We start from the raw sequence: 14,028 nt of genomic DNA on the forward strand, positions 1-14,028 counted from the left end.
TCATTTTTATGCTTCATTTATATACATCATTTTATAGATTATATAATGATTCTTATTTGTAAAAAATTATCATTTCAAATTAAATTTGAATTATTAATGGCTTCTAATAGTCTTTATTAGAAGCCTTATTATTCTATTACCCTTTCTTCACTAAGTAATGAAATTCTTTATGACCATTTTCATCTAAGCGCTCTTCTTGCAAAAGCAACTCATGGCCTAAATGCATACAAAATTTAGGAATATCCCACGAGGTCGAGTTGTCTGTTGCGAAGACTTCAACCACATCGCCAGATTTAGATTTTCGGATGGCTTGATGCAACATCATGACAGGTTCAGGACAACGTAAACCACGTGTATTAATTTGGACAGTAGGTGAAATGGATTGTTCCGACATAACAAACTCGAACAAATAGAATTTTCACATTTTAGCATAAACAAATTACTGACCTGTTAACTGTAACTGGCTTTTACATAACAATATGCGTTTTGTCTTTTAGCTGGTTTTATAGATGCATATGCATCTTTTCTTCGGTATGATTCAAAGTATTCATTTGATAGATTGAGTCTTTAGGAAAGATCATGCAAGAGGAACCAAGTCCATCGTGGGGAATGCGAGGCTTACGTAAATGGTTAGGTACAGCACCAGAAACCCGTGATGAATTATTAAAATTAGTCCAAAATTCACGCCGCTTTTTAGAACCAGATACTGTTGCCATGCTTGAAGGTGTTCTTGACCTTCCTGCTACAAAAATTCGTGAAGTCATGACACCACGAACAGCAATGATCAGTTTGCAAGAAGATGATCAGTTACTTGATATTCTTGATGTACTGGTCGAGTCTGCTCACTCACGCTTTCCAGTCTTCTCTTCTGATCAGCCTGATAATGTTGTCGGGATTTTGCTCGCAAAAGATTTATTGCCGTTTCTAACCGAACCGAATACCAAAGTCGATATTCGAGTTCTTATGCGTCAACCCTTATTTGTTCCAGAAAGTGCGCGTTCCGATCAGGTACTACGCATGTTGAAACATACTCAGACTCACATTGCGATTGTGATTGATGAATATGGTTCAACGGCTGGTCTTGTTACGCTCGAAGATATTCTTGAAGAGATCGTTGGCGAAATCGAAGACGAACATGACACTGCTGATGAAGATGCTCAGTACATTGTTCCGGACAATGACCATACGGTAGCAAATGCATGGATGGTGCAAGCACTTACACCAATCGAACATTTCAATACTGTTTTAGATGCTGATTTTTCTGACGATGAAGTAGAAACTGTCGGCGGTTTATTGCTTCAAGAGATTGGTCTGGTAAGTGATTTACAAGGTCAAACTGTTGAGCTTGGAAATTGGTTATTTACAATTGTTGAAGCAGATGCCCGCACTATTCATCTGATTCGAGCTGTACGTCAATGAGAGCATACTTTGAAAAGCTGTTAGATTCTTCGCAACAACAAAAACAGCTTCCTTTAATTTTTCCTTTACTCATTGCTTTATTTTCAGGTGCCGTATTCAGTTTTTCACTGGCACCTTATTATTGGTGGTGGTTGGCAATATTATCTCCTGCCCTACTCTATGCATCATTACATAAACGCTCAGCCAAACAAGCTTTTGCTATTGGCTGGAGTTATGGCTTTGGTTTATGGTTTGTGGGAGCTTTCTGGCTCTACACGTCCATCCATGTATATGGCGATACCAATGCGTTTCTAAGCGTTTGTATGATTGCCATTATGGCCCTTGTGATGGGCCTGTTTACCGCATTTCAGACTTGGGTTTACCGACGTTTCTTCCCTGAAACACCACTGACTTTTGCACCACTCTGGATTGTTTTTGAGTGGGCAAAAACTTGGGTATTTACAGGTTTTCCATGGCTGTTTGTAGGTTATGCTTTTACCGAACGTTTACTCGATGGTTATGCGCCTCTATTCGGTATTTATGCAATTTCCTTCGTCGTCATTGTATTAGCCTGTGCTTTAGTTGAAGTTCTACGTAAGCGTATTTTCTGGGTTATCCCTTCTGCCCTGTTGGTTTTAGGTGCGTGGGGAGCATCATATATACAGTTTGTAAAACCTAAAGCTACCAAGCCGCTTAGTGTTTCACTCATTCAAGGTAACATTCCACAAGATTTAAAATGGCTAACCGAATATCAAGTTAGAACATTAGAAATTTATGCTGGTTTGACTCAATCTGAATGGGGCCGTGACCTCATTGTATGGCCTGAATCTTCAATTCCACTCTTCCAAACCGATATCGAACCGTTTTTGGATGCAATGGATGCACAAGCTAAAAAGAACCACACTGCATGGGTAACCGGAATTCCTTACTGGGATGTTACCAAATCACATGAAGTCGGTAGTCCACTGTATTACAACAGCATTATGGCTTCTGGAAGCGATGCCAGTGGCCTATATAAAAAGCAGCGTCTTGTTCCGTTTGGTGAATATATTCCACTCTCAGGTTTACTCTCTTGGGTACTACCAGCCATGCAAAATGATATTAGCATGAGCGGTTTTTCACGCGGTGAAAGGGACCAGAAACCACTTATGATTAAAGGGCACGCGCTTGCTGCTGCGATTTGTTATGAAGTGGCTTATCCGAACCTTACCCGACGTAATGCACAAGACAGCGACTTTTTAGTGACTGTATCTAATGACGCTTGGTTTACTGGCACTGCTGGACCATTGCAACATTTACAAATGGTACAAATGCGAGCTAAAGAAAATGGCCGCTGGTTTATCCGTGCAACCAATACAGGTGTAACTGCCTTTATTGATCAAAATGGTCATATCACTGAACAAGCACCAATCGATAAAGAGTTTGTCTTGAGAGGCGATTTACCAGTGATGCAAGGTCAAACCCTTTATAACCGTTTAGGTGATTATCCAGTTTTAGGATTTGCAGTATTACTGCTGGTTTTAGGTTGGGTTTATCGTCCACGTAAAGTTGACGTTTCTTTTAAATCCCGCCGCTAACTTACAATAACTTTGTACCCAGAGGCACTTCAAACTCTGGGATACAAAGTGCTACATCACCATCTGCATTGTGAAATCCTGTCACCAAACATTCTGACTGAATAGGTCCAATTTGTTTTTTGGGAAAATTCACTACAGCAACCACCAACTTACCAACTAAATCTTGTGGCTGATAGAGTTTAGTAATCTGCGCACTCGATTTACGCACCCCTAACTCTTCACCAAAATCTACATGCAAAATATAAGCAGGTTTACGTGCCTTTTCGAAAACTTCAGCTTCAATAATTTTACCCACGCGAAGCTCTACTTTTAAAAAATCATTCCACTCGATTTGTTCCATTTACTTTTTCTCATGTTCTTAAACATCTGATTTGAAGCATATAATATGTACAAATAAAGAAATACCCTCTTTTTATTTCCAGTTTGAAAAATTCATGCTAAATTAAATCTGCTGATATAAAAGCCGTAAACGTTTACGTCAATCAACGTGCCAACATACCTCCAACAATGCTTGGAGCTATTTGTTCAAAATATTTTTATATTTTGAATGGCACTGGCGTTTGTTGGTTTACGGAGTCAAAAATGCAAAACTCAAAATCTTTGTTTAGTTTTAAAAAACTTCCAAATCGCTATACATCTATCATTTTACCGTTTCTTCTATCGATCATTATGACGTTTGTGGTTTCAATGATTAGTACATTACGAAGTTTGGGATTAGAAGAATTTTCCATTTATGTATGGATGTCTGCATGGGCTATTTCTTGGTTAATTGCTTTCCCAACGCTACTTTTCATCCTGCCTATCGTTCGTAAAATTACAGCAATGCTAGTACAACAGCCTGCTTAAATTAAAAAAATAAAACGTAGATATTCAGTCTACGTTTTATCTAAAAGTTTGGTTCAAATTATAATTAAAAAGCGATCGATAATTGCAAAGATAAATAAGCAACTAAACTCGATAGAAAGACCATTGGTACATAACGATAGGCTTTAAAAAGCAATTGCTCATATTTAGTGGATATTTGTTTAGCTTGCCAGACACTCGCTTTTAATGCAGTAAAGAAGCTTACCATTAACCATGCACTCACAATACTTAATGCGAAGAAACCAATCATAATTTGGCTACTTCCCTCGGTATTAAGCCATAGCTTTAAAAAAACTTCGGCAATCGGCAATAAACCCAAAATCAACAGGACAGACTTCAGCATTACCCAATGAAACTGAGTCAGTTCATCTACTATGAGAAATGCTTTCATTTAATCTCTCCTTTTAATGTAATAAAGTGCTTTTTATTTATTATGCAAAGCTTTTATTTAAATATATAGCTTATTTTCCTATACATTTTAACTTTCTTGTAACTATTAAATATGGGAATAATTCTTATTATAAGTCTCAAATATGAATATTAACTTTATTTTATATTTTTCAAAAACTTACTATATTTCTGTGATTAAGAAAGATTATCAATTCGTATTTATCGGTTTATCTTTTCAAACGAATTGATAATCTCTATTATATTTTTAATTAAGGTTGGTAATAAATATCTGCATCATTACCTTCACCGCCCTCTTTGCCATCTGCTCCAAATGAGTACAAATCAAAAGCTCGGTTATCTGCACCTGGAATTACATATTGAACATCATTTTTCCAACTATCTTTAGGATAACCACCTTTAACATATCCACCCGGCATCCAGTTTTTTGCTGTAGCAGGCTGATTCACTAAAGCATCTAGTCCACCTTCTTGCATTGTTGGGAAATGACCGTTATCGAGCTTGTACTGATCTAAAGCACCAGCCACACCTTTTAATGTAATTTGGGTGGTATCAATTTTAGCTTTTTCACTACGCCCCATGACATTTGGTACGATGAGCGCTGCTAACACGCCTAAAATTACAATCACGACCATGACTTCAATGAGGGTAAAGCCTGAGTGAGGATTAGCAAAGCGAAGCTTTGCCCGAACGCAAGATGGAGAGCTATGCTCGGAATGGCACGATTGTGCAATTTTTAAAGCTACACTTGAGGTATGTTTATCAGAACACTGCTCAAACTGATTTGAAACCGCAGATTCACTATGTTGTTCCATCGCTGTTTCGCTTTGAATATTTTTTACTTTCATCATTATCTCTAATATCAAAGTTATTAAATCATATTGTTCATATTTACGATTGGCAGCATAACCGCGATTACAATAACCAGTACAATGCTTGCCATTAAAACCAGCATAAGCGGTTCAAGTAATGCCAGTAAGGTTGAAATAAATGTTGTAACCTCACGGTCTTGCATGGTCGATGCTCGTTCTAACATGCGGTCGAGCTCACCTGATGCCTCACCACTTCGAATCATTTGTACCATCATTGGTGGGAAATAACCACTGCGCTCAAGCTGCGTACCCAAGTTACCACCTTCTGTAACACGCTCAGCAGCTTGGGCAATTGAATCACGAATGACCCAGTTATTGGTGACGGCTGCACCAATTTTTAATGCGTCCACCAACGGCACGCCTGAACGGGTCAAAATAGATAAGGTACTGGCAAATCGTGCAGAATTAATACCACGTGACAGTTTACCGAATAATGGCAATTTGAGTGTTAATCGATCAAAAGCATAATGCCCAGCTGTTGTTTTTAAAAACCGTACAAATGCCACAATTCCGACAACTGCAAAAATAATAATAAACACCCATGCATGGCGAATAAAATCGCTGGCTTTCATTAAAGCGACCGTAATCCAAGGCAGTGCATCTTTGTTTTGATCAAAAGTTTTAACAATTTCTGGCACAACAAAAGTCATTAAGCCCATGACAATAGCAAATGACATCAGCATTAAAATGATCGGGTAAATCATGGCGCCCTGAACTTTCTTTTGCATGGCAAAACGGTTTTCGGTGTAATCCGAGAGCTGATCTAAAATCAGATCTAAATGTCCAGAACGTTCACCTGCAGCGACTGTTGCAATATAGAGGTCCGGAAAACGTCCAGATTGCTGCATACCTTGAGCCAATGAGTGTCCTTCCATGACTCGCGAACGAACAGACGATAAAAGATTTTGCACATGCGCTTTTTCACTTTGCTTGCTCACCGCACGTAAAGCTTCTTCTAAAGGAATTGCAGCTGCAACCAAAACAGAAAGTTGTCTGGTCATGAGTGCCAAATCATAGGCACTGAACTTTTTTTGAAATAACCCCTGACTTTGATGCTTATCTTTTTGTTCAACAGGGTCAACGCTAATTGGTGTCCATGCTTTATCGCGTAATTGTTGGCGAATCTGGCGTGCTGAGTCTCCCTCAAGCACTCCTTTTTGCTGCTTCCCTGAAGCATCAATGGCAGTAAATTGATATGCAGGCATGGTAATGTTCTAATTTTCCAAAAATAATAGTCGCTGCTGTTGCATCTATGCTACGCAATCATTCATATTCATTCTATAGCCTGTGTAGAATACCCAAGTCCTCTTCACGACGCTATGCCGTTTTTTAAAATTGACGAAATGAGCCTCTATGACCATAACGCCAAAGCCTGATTCAGTTGTTTATCGTGTGCGTGTTGCCGTACCTGTGCATCTGTACGACACTTTTGACTATACACTCACCGAAGCACAATATGAACGGGCTCAAGTAGGCTCACGCGTCGCTATTTCATTTGGGCGACAAAACCTAATTGGTATCATCACTGAAAAAGTGAATCCACATGAGCCATTTACAGGCAACTTTCAGCTTAAAGCCATTTCTGAACTTTTAGATGAACAACCTATTTTAGATGAACAAGTTTTAAGTTTATTGACATGGTCCGCACAATATTACCAATTTCCAGTTGGCGAGGTCATGCAAACCGCCCTTCCGGCTATACTACGTCAGGGCAAACCGATGGACGTTTTGTTCCATCTCTGGAAAATTACTCCATGCGACAATGTTGAGGCACTGCTTAAACGTTCAGTAAAGCAACAAGATGCTTATCAGATTTTAAAGTTACATCCGGCTGGAACAACAGAGAACATTCTCAATTTAAGTGGCGTAGAAACTGCAACACTTAAAGCGCTAGAAAAGAAAGGTTTGGTTGAATGTACGCTTGAACCACACGACTTTAGCCCTACACCTGTTCAATTGGCACAAATGCCGCTCACGCTAAATGAAGACCAAAAGCAAGCAACCCAACAGGTTATTAAAGCACAGCATCAATACCAAGCATTTTTGCTAGATGGCTTAACGGGGAGCGGTAAAACCGAAGTTTATCTACACATCATGCATGAGGTGCTAAAGCAAGGTAAACAAGTACTGGTTTTGGTGCCAGAAATTGGTTTAACCCCTCAAACCATTTCTCGTTTTAAGTCTCGTTTTAATTGTGATATTGCACTGTTACATTCAGGCTTAAACGACTCCAAACGCTTACAAGCATGGCAACAGGCACAGACTGGAAAAGCATCTATTATTTTAGGGACACGCTCAGCGATCTATACACCGCTGCCACGTTTGGGCTTAATCATTTTAGATGAAGAGCATGACCTGTCTTATAAACAACAAGAAGGCTTCCGTTACCATGCGCGTGATGTCGCACTGTACCGAGGGCACTTACAAAGCTGCCCTGTTATTTTAGGTTCGGCAACACCAAGTATCGATAGTTATTATTTGGTCGAAACTGGCAAGTTAACTTCACTGCAACTCAACAAACGTGCTGGACATGCACTTTTGCCTAAAATGCATTTGATTGATCTTAAAATTGTCAAAAAACAGCATGGAATTAGCCAGCCTCTTATTGAACAAATCAAACATACATTAGCGAGAAAAGAACAGGTTTTAATCTTTTTAAACCGTCGTGGCTATGCACCCGTACTGGTCTGCGAAAGCTGTGGATGGCAAGCCAATTGTCCACATTGTGATGCACATTTTACTCTGCACACCCAACCTTATTCTTATTTACATTGCCATCACTGCGGAACCATTCATCGCTTACCGGATCATTGCCCTGAATGTCAGCAAAAGAGTTTAAAAACTTTAGGTGCAGGAACAGCTAAGGTCGAAGAACACTTACAAGAATTATTTCCTGATCATGACGTAATTCGGGTTGATCGTGATAGTACCAGTCGTGTCGGAAGCTGGCAAAAAATCTATGATCGTATTCATCAAAACAAACCAACAATTTTGCTCGGCACTCAAATGTTGGCAAAAGGTCACCATTTCCCACATGTGACTTTGGTTGCCATTTTAGATATTGATGCAGGGTTACTTAGTGTCGATATCCGTGCACCAGAACGTACTGCGCAATTGATTGTTCAAGTGGCTGGCCGTGCAGGCCGTGGTGAACACAAAGGCCATGTTTATTTACAAACCTTAAGACCCGATCACCCACTCCTAACCACACTCATCGAAAAAGACTATCGCGCGGTTGCCAAACAAACATTGGCTGAACGTAAAGTTGCTTTGCTACCGCCTTATCGCTATGCCGTACTCATACGTGCAGAGTCGAAAGATCGAGACTATACCTTGCATTTTTTAAATGAAGCTGCTGAGCAACTTCGCCAAGTTGCAGGTGAGATTGTTGATATTTGGGGACCAATCCCAGCACCGATGGAACGTAAAGCAGGACGCTATCGTGCACACATGGTGATTTTATCTGCCGACCGCGCTCGTCTACATTTTTACTTAAGACAGTGGTGGTCTCAATTGGTTCATGCACCAAGGCAGCATCAACTCAGGCTATCAATTGATGTTGATCCGCAAGAATTTAATTAGATGATTTGAATATCATGGTGTGAAGACGTCTTTTTCGTTTTACACTTAAAAGAGACTAATACATTCGAGGCAATGGATGTCATTCCTACTGCAAGCAACTATCTTTCTTGGAGCTTCTCTGATTTTAGTCCCTCTTGGCAAACGCCTAGGGATTGCAACAGTTTTAGGTTATTTATTTACAGGAATACTTCTGGGTTCTAGTGTTTTAAATATTGCTCATGACCCTGAAGCAATTATGGAACTTGCCGAATTCGGTGTCATTTTATTGATGTTCCTGATTGGCTTAGAATTAAGACCACAGCGTTTGTGGGAAATGCGTGACTCTATTTTTGTAATGGGAAGTCTGCAAGTTCTTATTAGCGGTGGCATTCTTATGCTGATCGTACTCTTCCTATTTCAACAGCAACTTGCTGTCAGTTTTGTGATTGGTTTTGCGCTGGCACTGTCTTCTACAGCCTTTGTATTACAGCTTCTGACTGAAAAACAGCAACTCAACACGACCTATGGTCAGCAGTCTTTCTCAATTTTATTATTTCAAGATATTGCTGCGATTCCGTTACTTGCAATTATTCCATTACTCGCAGGAACAGAATCAACCCATCATGGAATCGCTTATTTTGCGGCTATCATCGCAACATTCACTGGCCTATTTCTATTTAGTCGTTATGTGATGCGTCCATTTTTCCGTTTTGTTGCCAAAAGTGGAGCAACTGAACTCATTACGGCGGTAGGGTTATTTATTATTCTTGCTGTTGTTTTACTCATGGATACATTAGGAATTAGCACCACATTAGGTGCTTTCCTCACAGGCGTATTATTAGCAGATTCCGAATTTCGTCACGAAGTTGAAGCCAGTATTGCACCCTTTAAAGGCTTACTACTTGGCTTATTCTTTATGACCGTGGGTATGACCACTCAACTGTCACTACTCATTGAAATGCCTTGGCTTATTATTGGTGGAGCAATCGGCTTACTGGTCATCAAAACGCTGATATTGACCGCCATTGCACGCTATAAAAAGTACAGTTGGAATAACAGCCTACTATTAGGAAGTTGTTTAGCTCAAGGCGGTGAGTTTGCTTTCGTCATTTTAAGCTTAGCTAAAAGTGAAAAGATTTTAACTCAAGCTTTATTAGAACCTGTGACTCTTATTGTGACTTTGTCGATGGTACTCACACCAGTGATTTACTGGTTTATGGCATACAAGGTCATTCCACTGTTTAATAAAGAACGCCCGCCTGAGTATGATAAAATTCCTCAGCAAGAAAACCCGATTATCATTGCCGGTTTTGGTCGATTTGGACAAATTATTGCGCGTATTGCCCGCCTGCAACATCTAGGGTTCACTGCAATTGACAACAATCTTCATCAAGTCGACTTTGTCAGACGATATGGTGGATCACTTTATTATGGTGATGTGACCCAACCAGATTTACTGCGCTCTGCGGGCATTGAAAAAGCCAAAGTATTTATTTTAGCGATTGATGATGTTGAAGACTCTATGAATGTAGCACGTCATCTCAGATTAAATTATCCAAACTTAAGGATATTGGCTCGCGCTCGTGACCGCCATCATGTGCATCTTTTAAGAGATGTAGGTGTTGAATATATTTGGCGTGAGACGTATTTATCTTCATTAGGAATGGCTTATCGTGCCTTACGCGAACTCGGGATTTCTGACGAGCAAGCCTATAACAATATCGAAATCTTTCGGGATTATGATGAGAAATTGCTCATACAACAGCAAAGTATTTATACTGATGAACAAAAGATCTTTGAGACGCATCGTAACGCTTTAGCCGAACTTGAACATCTATTTGAAAGTGATGCTCAACAACAGGCTACGTCAAAGCACGATGTGAATTTAAAGCGTCATTTACAGCCAAATCGCATCGACATTACACGAGATCATCTAGAATAACTTGAGATTTCGAAGAATGACTATATTAAGGACTTATTCACATTGCCTAAATAATTGCGACAATGGACACCAAGCTGTCCTTTGTCCTACTTGCGGCTTCGCTGCATTCCCTAAGCTTGCTTAAAACGAAATTGTTATAATCTGCTTAGGGCCCTGGAGAATATTATGTCTGATTTACGCCAACGCTTTTATATAGAGAACTTTCCAGTTCGTGGGGAAGTAGTTCATCTAGAAGAAGCACTACAAACTATCTTAGCTCAACGTGACTATATGCCTGCGGTTAAAATTCTGCTAGGTGAAATGTTGAGTGCGACTGCATTACTTGCAAGTACACTAAAAATCAAAGGCCGTATCAGCTTGCAAATCCAGGCTAGCGGCACCTTTAAGTGGGCAATGGCTGAATGTAATCATTTAGGTGAAGTTCGTGCTTTAGCCGATTATGAAACTGATCCACGCTTCATTGAAGCAACAGACAGCAGCACAGTTCTCGGCGCTTTAGTTAATCCCGTTTTATTTATCAATATTGAACCGGAATTTGGCGAGCGTTATCAAGGTATTGTACCTCTTGATCAGGCAAATTTAGCGGGTTGCCTCATGCAGTATTACGACTTATCTGCACAAATTCCAACTCGAATTGTGCTAGCGAGTACTGCTAAGCGCTCTGGTGGTTTACTCATTCAGCTTTTACCACGTCATGATGACGAAGAGCAAAAGCTGGTTGATGAAGATTTATGGCCACGCTTGACCATGTTGACCGAAACATTAAAAGCTGAAGAGCTCACCAATTTAGATGCAACCGAGATCTTATATCGTTTATATAACGAAGAAGAGGTCCGTTTACCAGAAATTGAAGCACTCAAATTTGGCTGTACATGTTCAAAAGAACGCTGTGCAAATGCGCTGATTCAAATTGGTGTAGACGCTGTTCATGAAACATTAGAAGACCAGAACCCTATTCGTATGGATTGTCAGTTCTGTAACACGCAATATACCTTTACCGCTGAAGAAGCTTTAGCGTTATTTGGTGAGCATTTGAGTTAGTAGTTAAACTTTATAAAAAGGCGGATATACCGCCTTTTTATTTATCCTTATTTTTTTTGATGATCATTTTCAATATCTTATTTTAAATAAGATAATATAAGATTACTTTATAGCCTGATAAATAAGATACTTATATTCCATGAATTATTTTGATTATTTTCTATTTATTTTTAGCGTCATTATTATGATTGCTACCCCCGGCCCTGTCATGATTTTAGTTGCAAGCGCTGGACTTAAAGGTGGATATAGAAAAGCACTTGAAACGATTTTTGGGACCAATTTAGCCTCACTTATTTTAATTTTTATTTCGGTACTCGTTTTAAAGGGAGTACTGAGTGTTAACGATAGTTATCTCAATATTATCCGTATCTTAGGCTGTCTATATATTGGATATTTAGGTTTCACTATTCTTAAAGAAGTCATTCAGGCACCTCATCCCGAAGCAATACAAACAGTTTCGGCACAAAATGGGGGCTTCAAAAAGGGCTTTTTTGTCGGAATCTCCAACCCGAAAGATATTATTTTCTTCTCAGCATTCTTCCCGCAATTTGTTTCTATTACCCCCCAGCTAGATTTCAGCTTAACGATACTCACGCTGACATGGATTGTTTTAGACTTCTTAACTTTATCTCTAGTTTATGTATTTTTCCGCCGTCTTTCTAATAGCCATTTATATCCAAAAATATTAGGACTTTGCGGTTTATTACTTTTACTTATTGCCCTGTATGGCTTATATCAAAGTTTCATCTAAATCATGAAAGGTATAGGTCTCATTTGCCTATACCTTTTTCTATCAATTTCATTTTGGAATAGAACAACTCTTATACAATCTAGCTTATTGAAAACTCTAAAAATCGTTTCATAATGAAATAAACCACACCATCCTGATAAAACATTATGGCTAAAAATTATTATGAAGAATTAGGGGTTACACGCAAAGCCTCTGCTGATGAAATTAAGAAAGCTTATCGAAAATTAGCTCGTAAATATCATCCTGACATCAGCAAAGAAAAAGATGCCGAAGAAAAGATGCAGGCAATTAATGTTGCCTACGACACGTTAAGCAATGCAGAAAAAAAAGCTGAATATGATCAGATGTTAGATCATCCACAAGGTTTTAATAACTTTGGTCAAGGCGCTGCTCAAGGTGGTTTTGATGGAGCACAGTTTTATCGCCAAGGTTTTACAGGTGGTGAACAAGCAGACTTTAGCGGTTTTGAAGATTTATTTGGTCGCTTTGGTGCAGGATTTGGTGGTGGTCAACAGCAACATCAGAGACAACAGCGTAGTTATCGCGGTGAAGATCAACATGCCAGCATAGAGGTCGATCTTGATATTGCCTATCATGGATCAACGCAACAAATTACCCTACAAATTCCGACCGTGAATGCTTATGGCGAACCTGAAGTTCAACGTAAAACCCTTCAAGTCAAAATACCAGAAGGTATGAAAGAAGGTCAGCAAATCCGATTAAGTGGACAAGGACAAAGTGGTATCAATGGCGGTGCTAACGGCGATCTCTATATTGAAATCCAGTATAAAGATACAGACCGCGTTCATGTCGAAGGCAGTGATGTATATTTGACTGTAGATGTAGCTCCGTGGGAAGCAGCGTTAGGTCAAGGTATTGAAGTAAAAACACCAGCTGGATCTTTGCATGTCAATTTACCTCACAATGCAAAACAAGGACAACAGCTACGTTTAAAAGACAAAGGGATACCTAATAAAACACCAGGGCATCTATACTTAATCTTAAATATTGTATTTCCACCTGCACATTCTGAAAAAGAAAAACAAGCCTATCAGCAACTGGCAGAAGCCTTTGCTTCATTCGAACCTCGTTCATCTCATTAGGGAGCAAGATTATGACAACCATTCATTATCGAGAAATTGTATATGACGGCCATACCTTTAGTGCTGAGGTCGTTGATGAACAATCCACATTTGATCTACAACAATTCGCTCAAGCTTGTGGTCAAAGTCCCGACTGGATTATTCAGCTAATTGAATATGATATTTTATCGGTCAATACCGCACCTGAAACCCATCAGTTTATGGGCGAAGATGTCTCTCGTGCACGTAAAGCCTATCGTCTACAACGTGACTTTGATGCAAGTTTGGCGGCAGTTGCAGTGATGTTAGATTTGATTGATGAAGTACAGCAATTAAGGAAAGAGTTAAAGCATTTTCATTAAGATTTTTTGAAGCATAGCTTGAGCTAAAGGTCATCCTTAGCCTGCCCATTATCTAAATAATATTGTTTTTGCAATAAAATTAGTTAGATGCTGGTAGTGAACAGGTTCTAAGGATGACAAATGCCTTTGGTTACTTTGGGCGAAACCAAAGTAACGAATTAGCTATAACT

14 protein-coding genes and 1 pseudogene are annotated in these 14,028 nt (G+C 39.4%); 9 read left to right on the forward strand and 6 right to left on the reverse strand.

Going from position 1 to position 14,028, the window contains the following annotated elements:
* Positions 1 to 136: 136 nt before the first annotated feature.
* The gene (tusA, locus tag ACB088_RS14320; protein WP_005037115.1) at positions 137 to 394 is read right to left on the reverse strand and encodes a sulfurtransferase TusA; all 258 of its coding nucleotides are present in this window, start codon (positions 392 to 394) and stop codon (positions 137 to 139) included.
* Between the two features lie 185 nt (positions 395 to 579).
* Here tusA and ACB088_RS14325 point away from each other — a divergent pair, with 185 nt between their 5' ends.
* Both ACB088_RS14325 and lnt read left to right on the forward strand, forming a co-directional pair.
* Positions 580 to 1,419 (forward strand): HlyC/CorC family transporter, encoded by an 840-nt coding sequence (locus tag ACB088_RS14325; RefSeq protein ID WP_004794939.1) that lies wholly within the window; start codon positions 580 to 582, stop codon positions 1,417 to 1,419.
* Entirely contained in the window at positions 1,416 to 2,975 is a 1,560-nt protein-coding gene (gene lnt, locus ACB088_RS14330) for an apolipoprotein N-acyltransferase (RefSeq protein WP_375037278.1), read from the forward strand. Before ACB088_RS14325 ends, lnt begins: the two co-directional genes overlap by 4 nt.
* A 1-nt stretch (position 2,976) precedes the next feature.
* Here the strand turns inward: lnt and ACB088_RS14335 are convergent, their stop codons facing one another.
* Entirely contained in the window at positions 2,977 to 3,315 is a 339-nt protein-coding gene (locus tag ACB088_RS14335) for a tRNA-binding protein (RefSeq protein WP_003654647.1), read from the reverse strand.
* 242 nt (positions 3,316 to 3,557) lie between these two features.
* On the opposite strand from ACB088_RS14335, the gene ACB088_RS14340 reads away from it, so the two are divergent.
* The gene (locus tag ACB088_RS14340) at positions 3,558 to 3,821 is read left to right on the forward strand and encodes a DUF2798 domain-containing protein (protein ID WP_375037279.1); all 264 of its coding nucleotides are present in this window, start codon (positions 3,558 to 3,560) and stop codon (positions 3,819 to 3,821) included.
* A 64-nt stretch (positions 3,822 to 3,885) separates the two neighbouring features.
* Here ACB088_RS14340 and ACB088_RS14345 read toward each other — a convergent pair whose 3' ends face one another.
* The 4 genes and pseudogenes from ACB088_RS14345 to gspF all read right to left on the reverse strand — a co-directional run bounded on the left by ACB088_RS14345 (position 3,886) and on the right by gspF (position 6,324).
* Entirely contained in the window at positions 3,886 to 4,230 is a 345-nt protein-coding gene (locus ACB088_RS14345) for a hypothetical protein (RefSeq protein ID WP_003654643.1), read from the reverse strand.
* A gap of 268 nt (positions 4,231 to 4,498) precedes the next feature.
* Positions 4,499 to 4,981: a type II secretion system major pseudopilin GspG gene (gspG, locus tag ACB088_RS14350; protein ID WP_373456848.1), complete on the reverse strand. Its 483-nt coding sequence runs from the start codon at positions 4,979 to 4,981 to the stop codon at positions 4,499 to 4,501.
* Positions 4,982 to 5,016: 35 nt separating this feature from the next.
* A pseudogene (locus ACB088_RS14355) lies at positions 5,017 to 5,095 on the reverse strand (type II secretion system protein GspG); the annotation flags it as partial.
* Between the two features lie 23 nt (positions 5,096 to 5,118).
* Entirely contained in the window at positions 5,119 to 6,324 is a 1,206-nt protein-coding gene (gene gspF, locus ACB088_RS14360) for a type II secretion system inner membrane protein GspF (protein WP_133747558.1), read from the reverse strand.
* A 148-nt stretch (positions 6,325 to 6,472) separates the two neighbouring features.
* Between gspF and ACB088_RS14365 the strand changes: the two genes are divergently transcribed.
* The 6 genes from ACB088_RS14365 (at position 6,473) to ACB088_RS14390 (ending at position 13,858) form a co-directional block, all read left to right on the forward strand.
* Positions 6,473 to 8,701 carry a primosomal protein N' gene (locus tag ACB088_RS14365; protein WP_375037280.1) on the forward strand — a complete coding sequence of 743 codons (2,229 nt, stop codon included), beginning with the start codon at positions 6,473 to 6,475 and terminating at the stop codon, positions 8,699 to 8,701.
* Between the two features lie 76 nt (positions 8,702 to 8,777).
* The gene (locus tag ACB088_RS14370; protein ID WP_375037281.1) at positions 8,778 to 10,622 is read left to right on the forward strand and encodes a monovalent cation:proton antiporter-2 (CPA2) family protein; all 1,845 of its coding nucleotides are present in this window, start codon (positions 8,778 to 8,780) and stop codon (positions 10,620 to 10,622) included.
* A gap of 165 nt (positions 10,623 to 10,787) precedes the next feature.
* Positions 10,788 to 11,663 (forward strand): Hsp33 family molecular chaperone HslO, encoded by an 876-nt coding sequence (locus tag ACB088_RS14375; RefSeq protein ID WP_003654635.1) that lies wholly within the window; start codon positions 10,788 to 10,790, stop codon positions 11,661 to 11,663.
* A gap of 139 nt (positions 11,664 to 11,802) precedes the next feature.
* Positions 11,803 to 12,414, forward strand: coding sequence for a LysE family translocator (locus tag ACB088_RS14380; RefSeq protein ID WP_375037282.1), 612 nt, complete (start codon positions 11,803 to 11,805; stop codon positions 12,412 to 12,414).
* 146 nt (positions 12,415 to 12,560) lie between these two features.
* Positions 12,561 to 13,517 carry a DnaJ C-terminal domain-containing protein gene (locus tag ACB088_RS14385; RefSeq protein ID WP_375037283.1) on the forward strand — a complete coding sequence of 319 codons (957 nt, stop codon included), beginning with the start codon at positions 12,561 to 12,563 and terminating at the stop codon, positions 13,515 to 13,517.
* 11 nt (positions 13,518 to 13,528) lie between these two features.
* Positions 13,529 to 13,858 (forward strand): chaperone modulator CbpM, encoded by a 330-nt coding sequence (locus tag ACB088_RS14390; protein ID WP_003654629.1) that lies wholly within the window; start codon positions 13,529 to 13,531, stop codon positions 13,856 to 13,858.
* Positions 13,859 to 14,028 lie beyond the last annotated feature (170 nt).

This window comes from Acinetobacter sp. RW6, from assembly GCF_041956835.1.
Taxonomy (GTDB): domain Bacteria; phylum Pseudomonadota; class Gammaproteobacteria; order Pseudomonadales; family Moraxellaceae; genus Acinetobacter; species Acinetobacter calcoaceticus.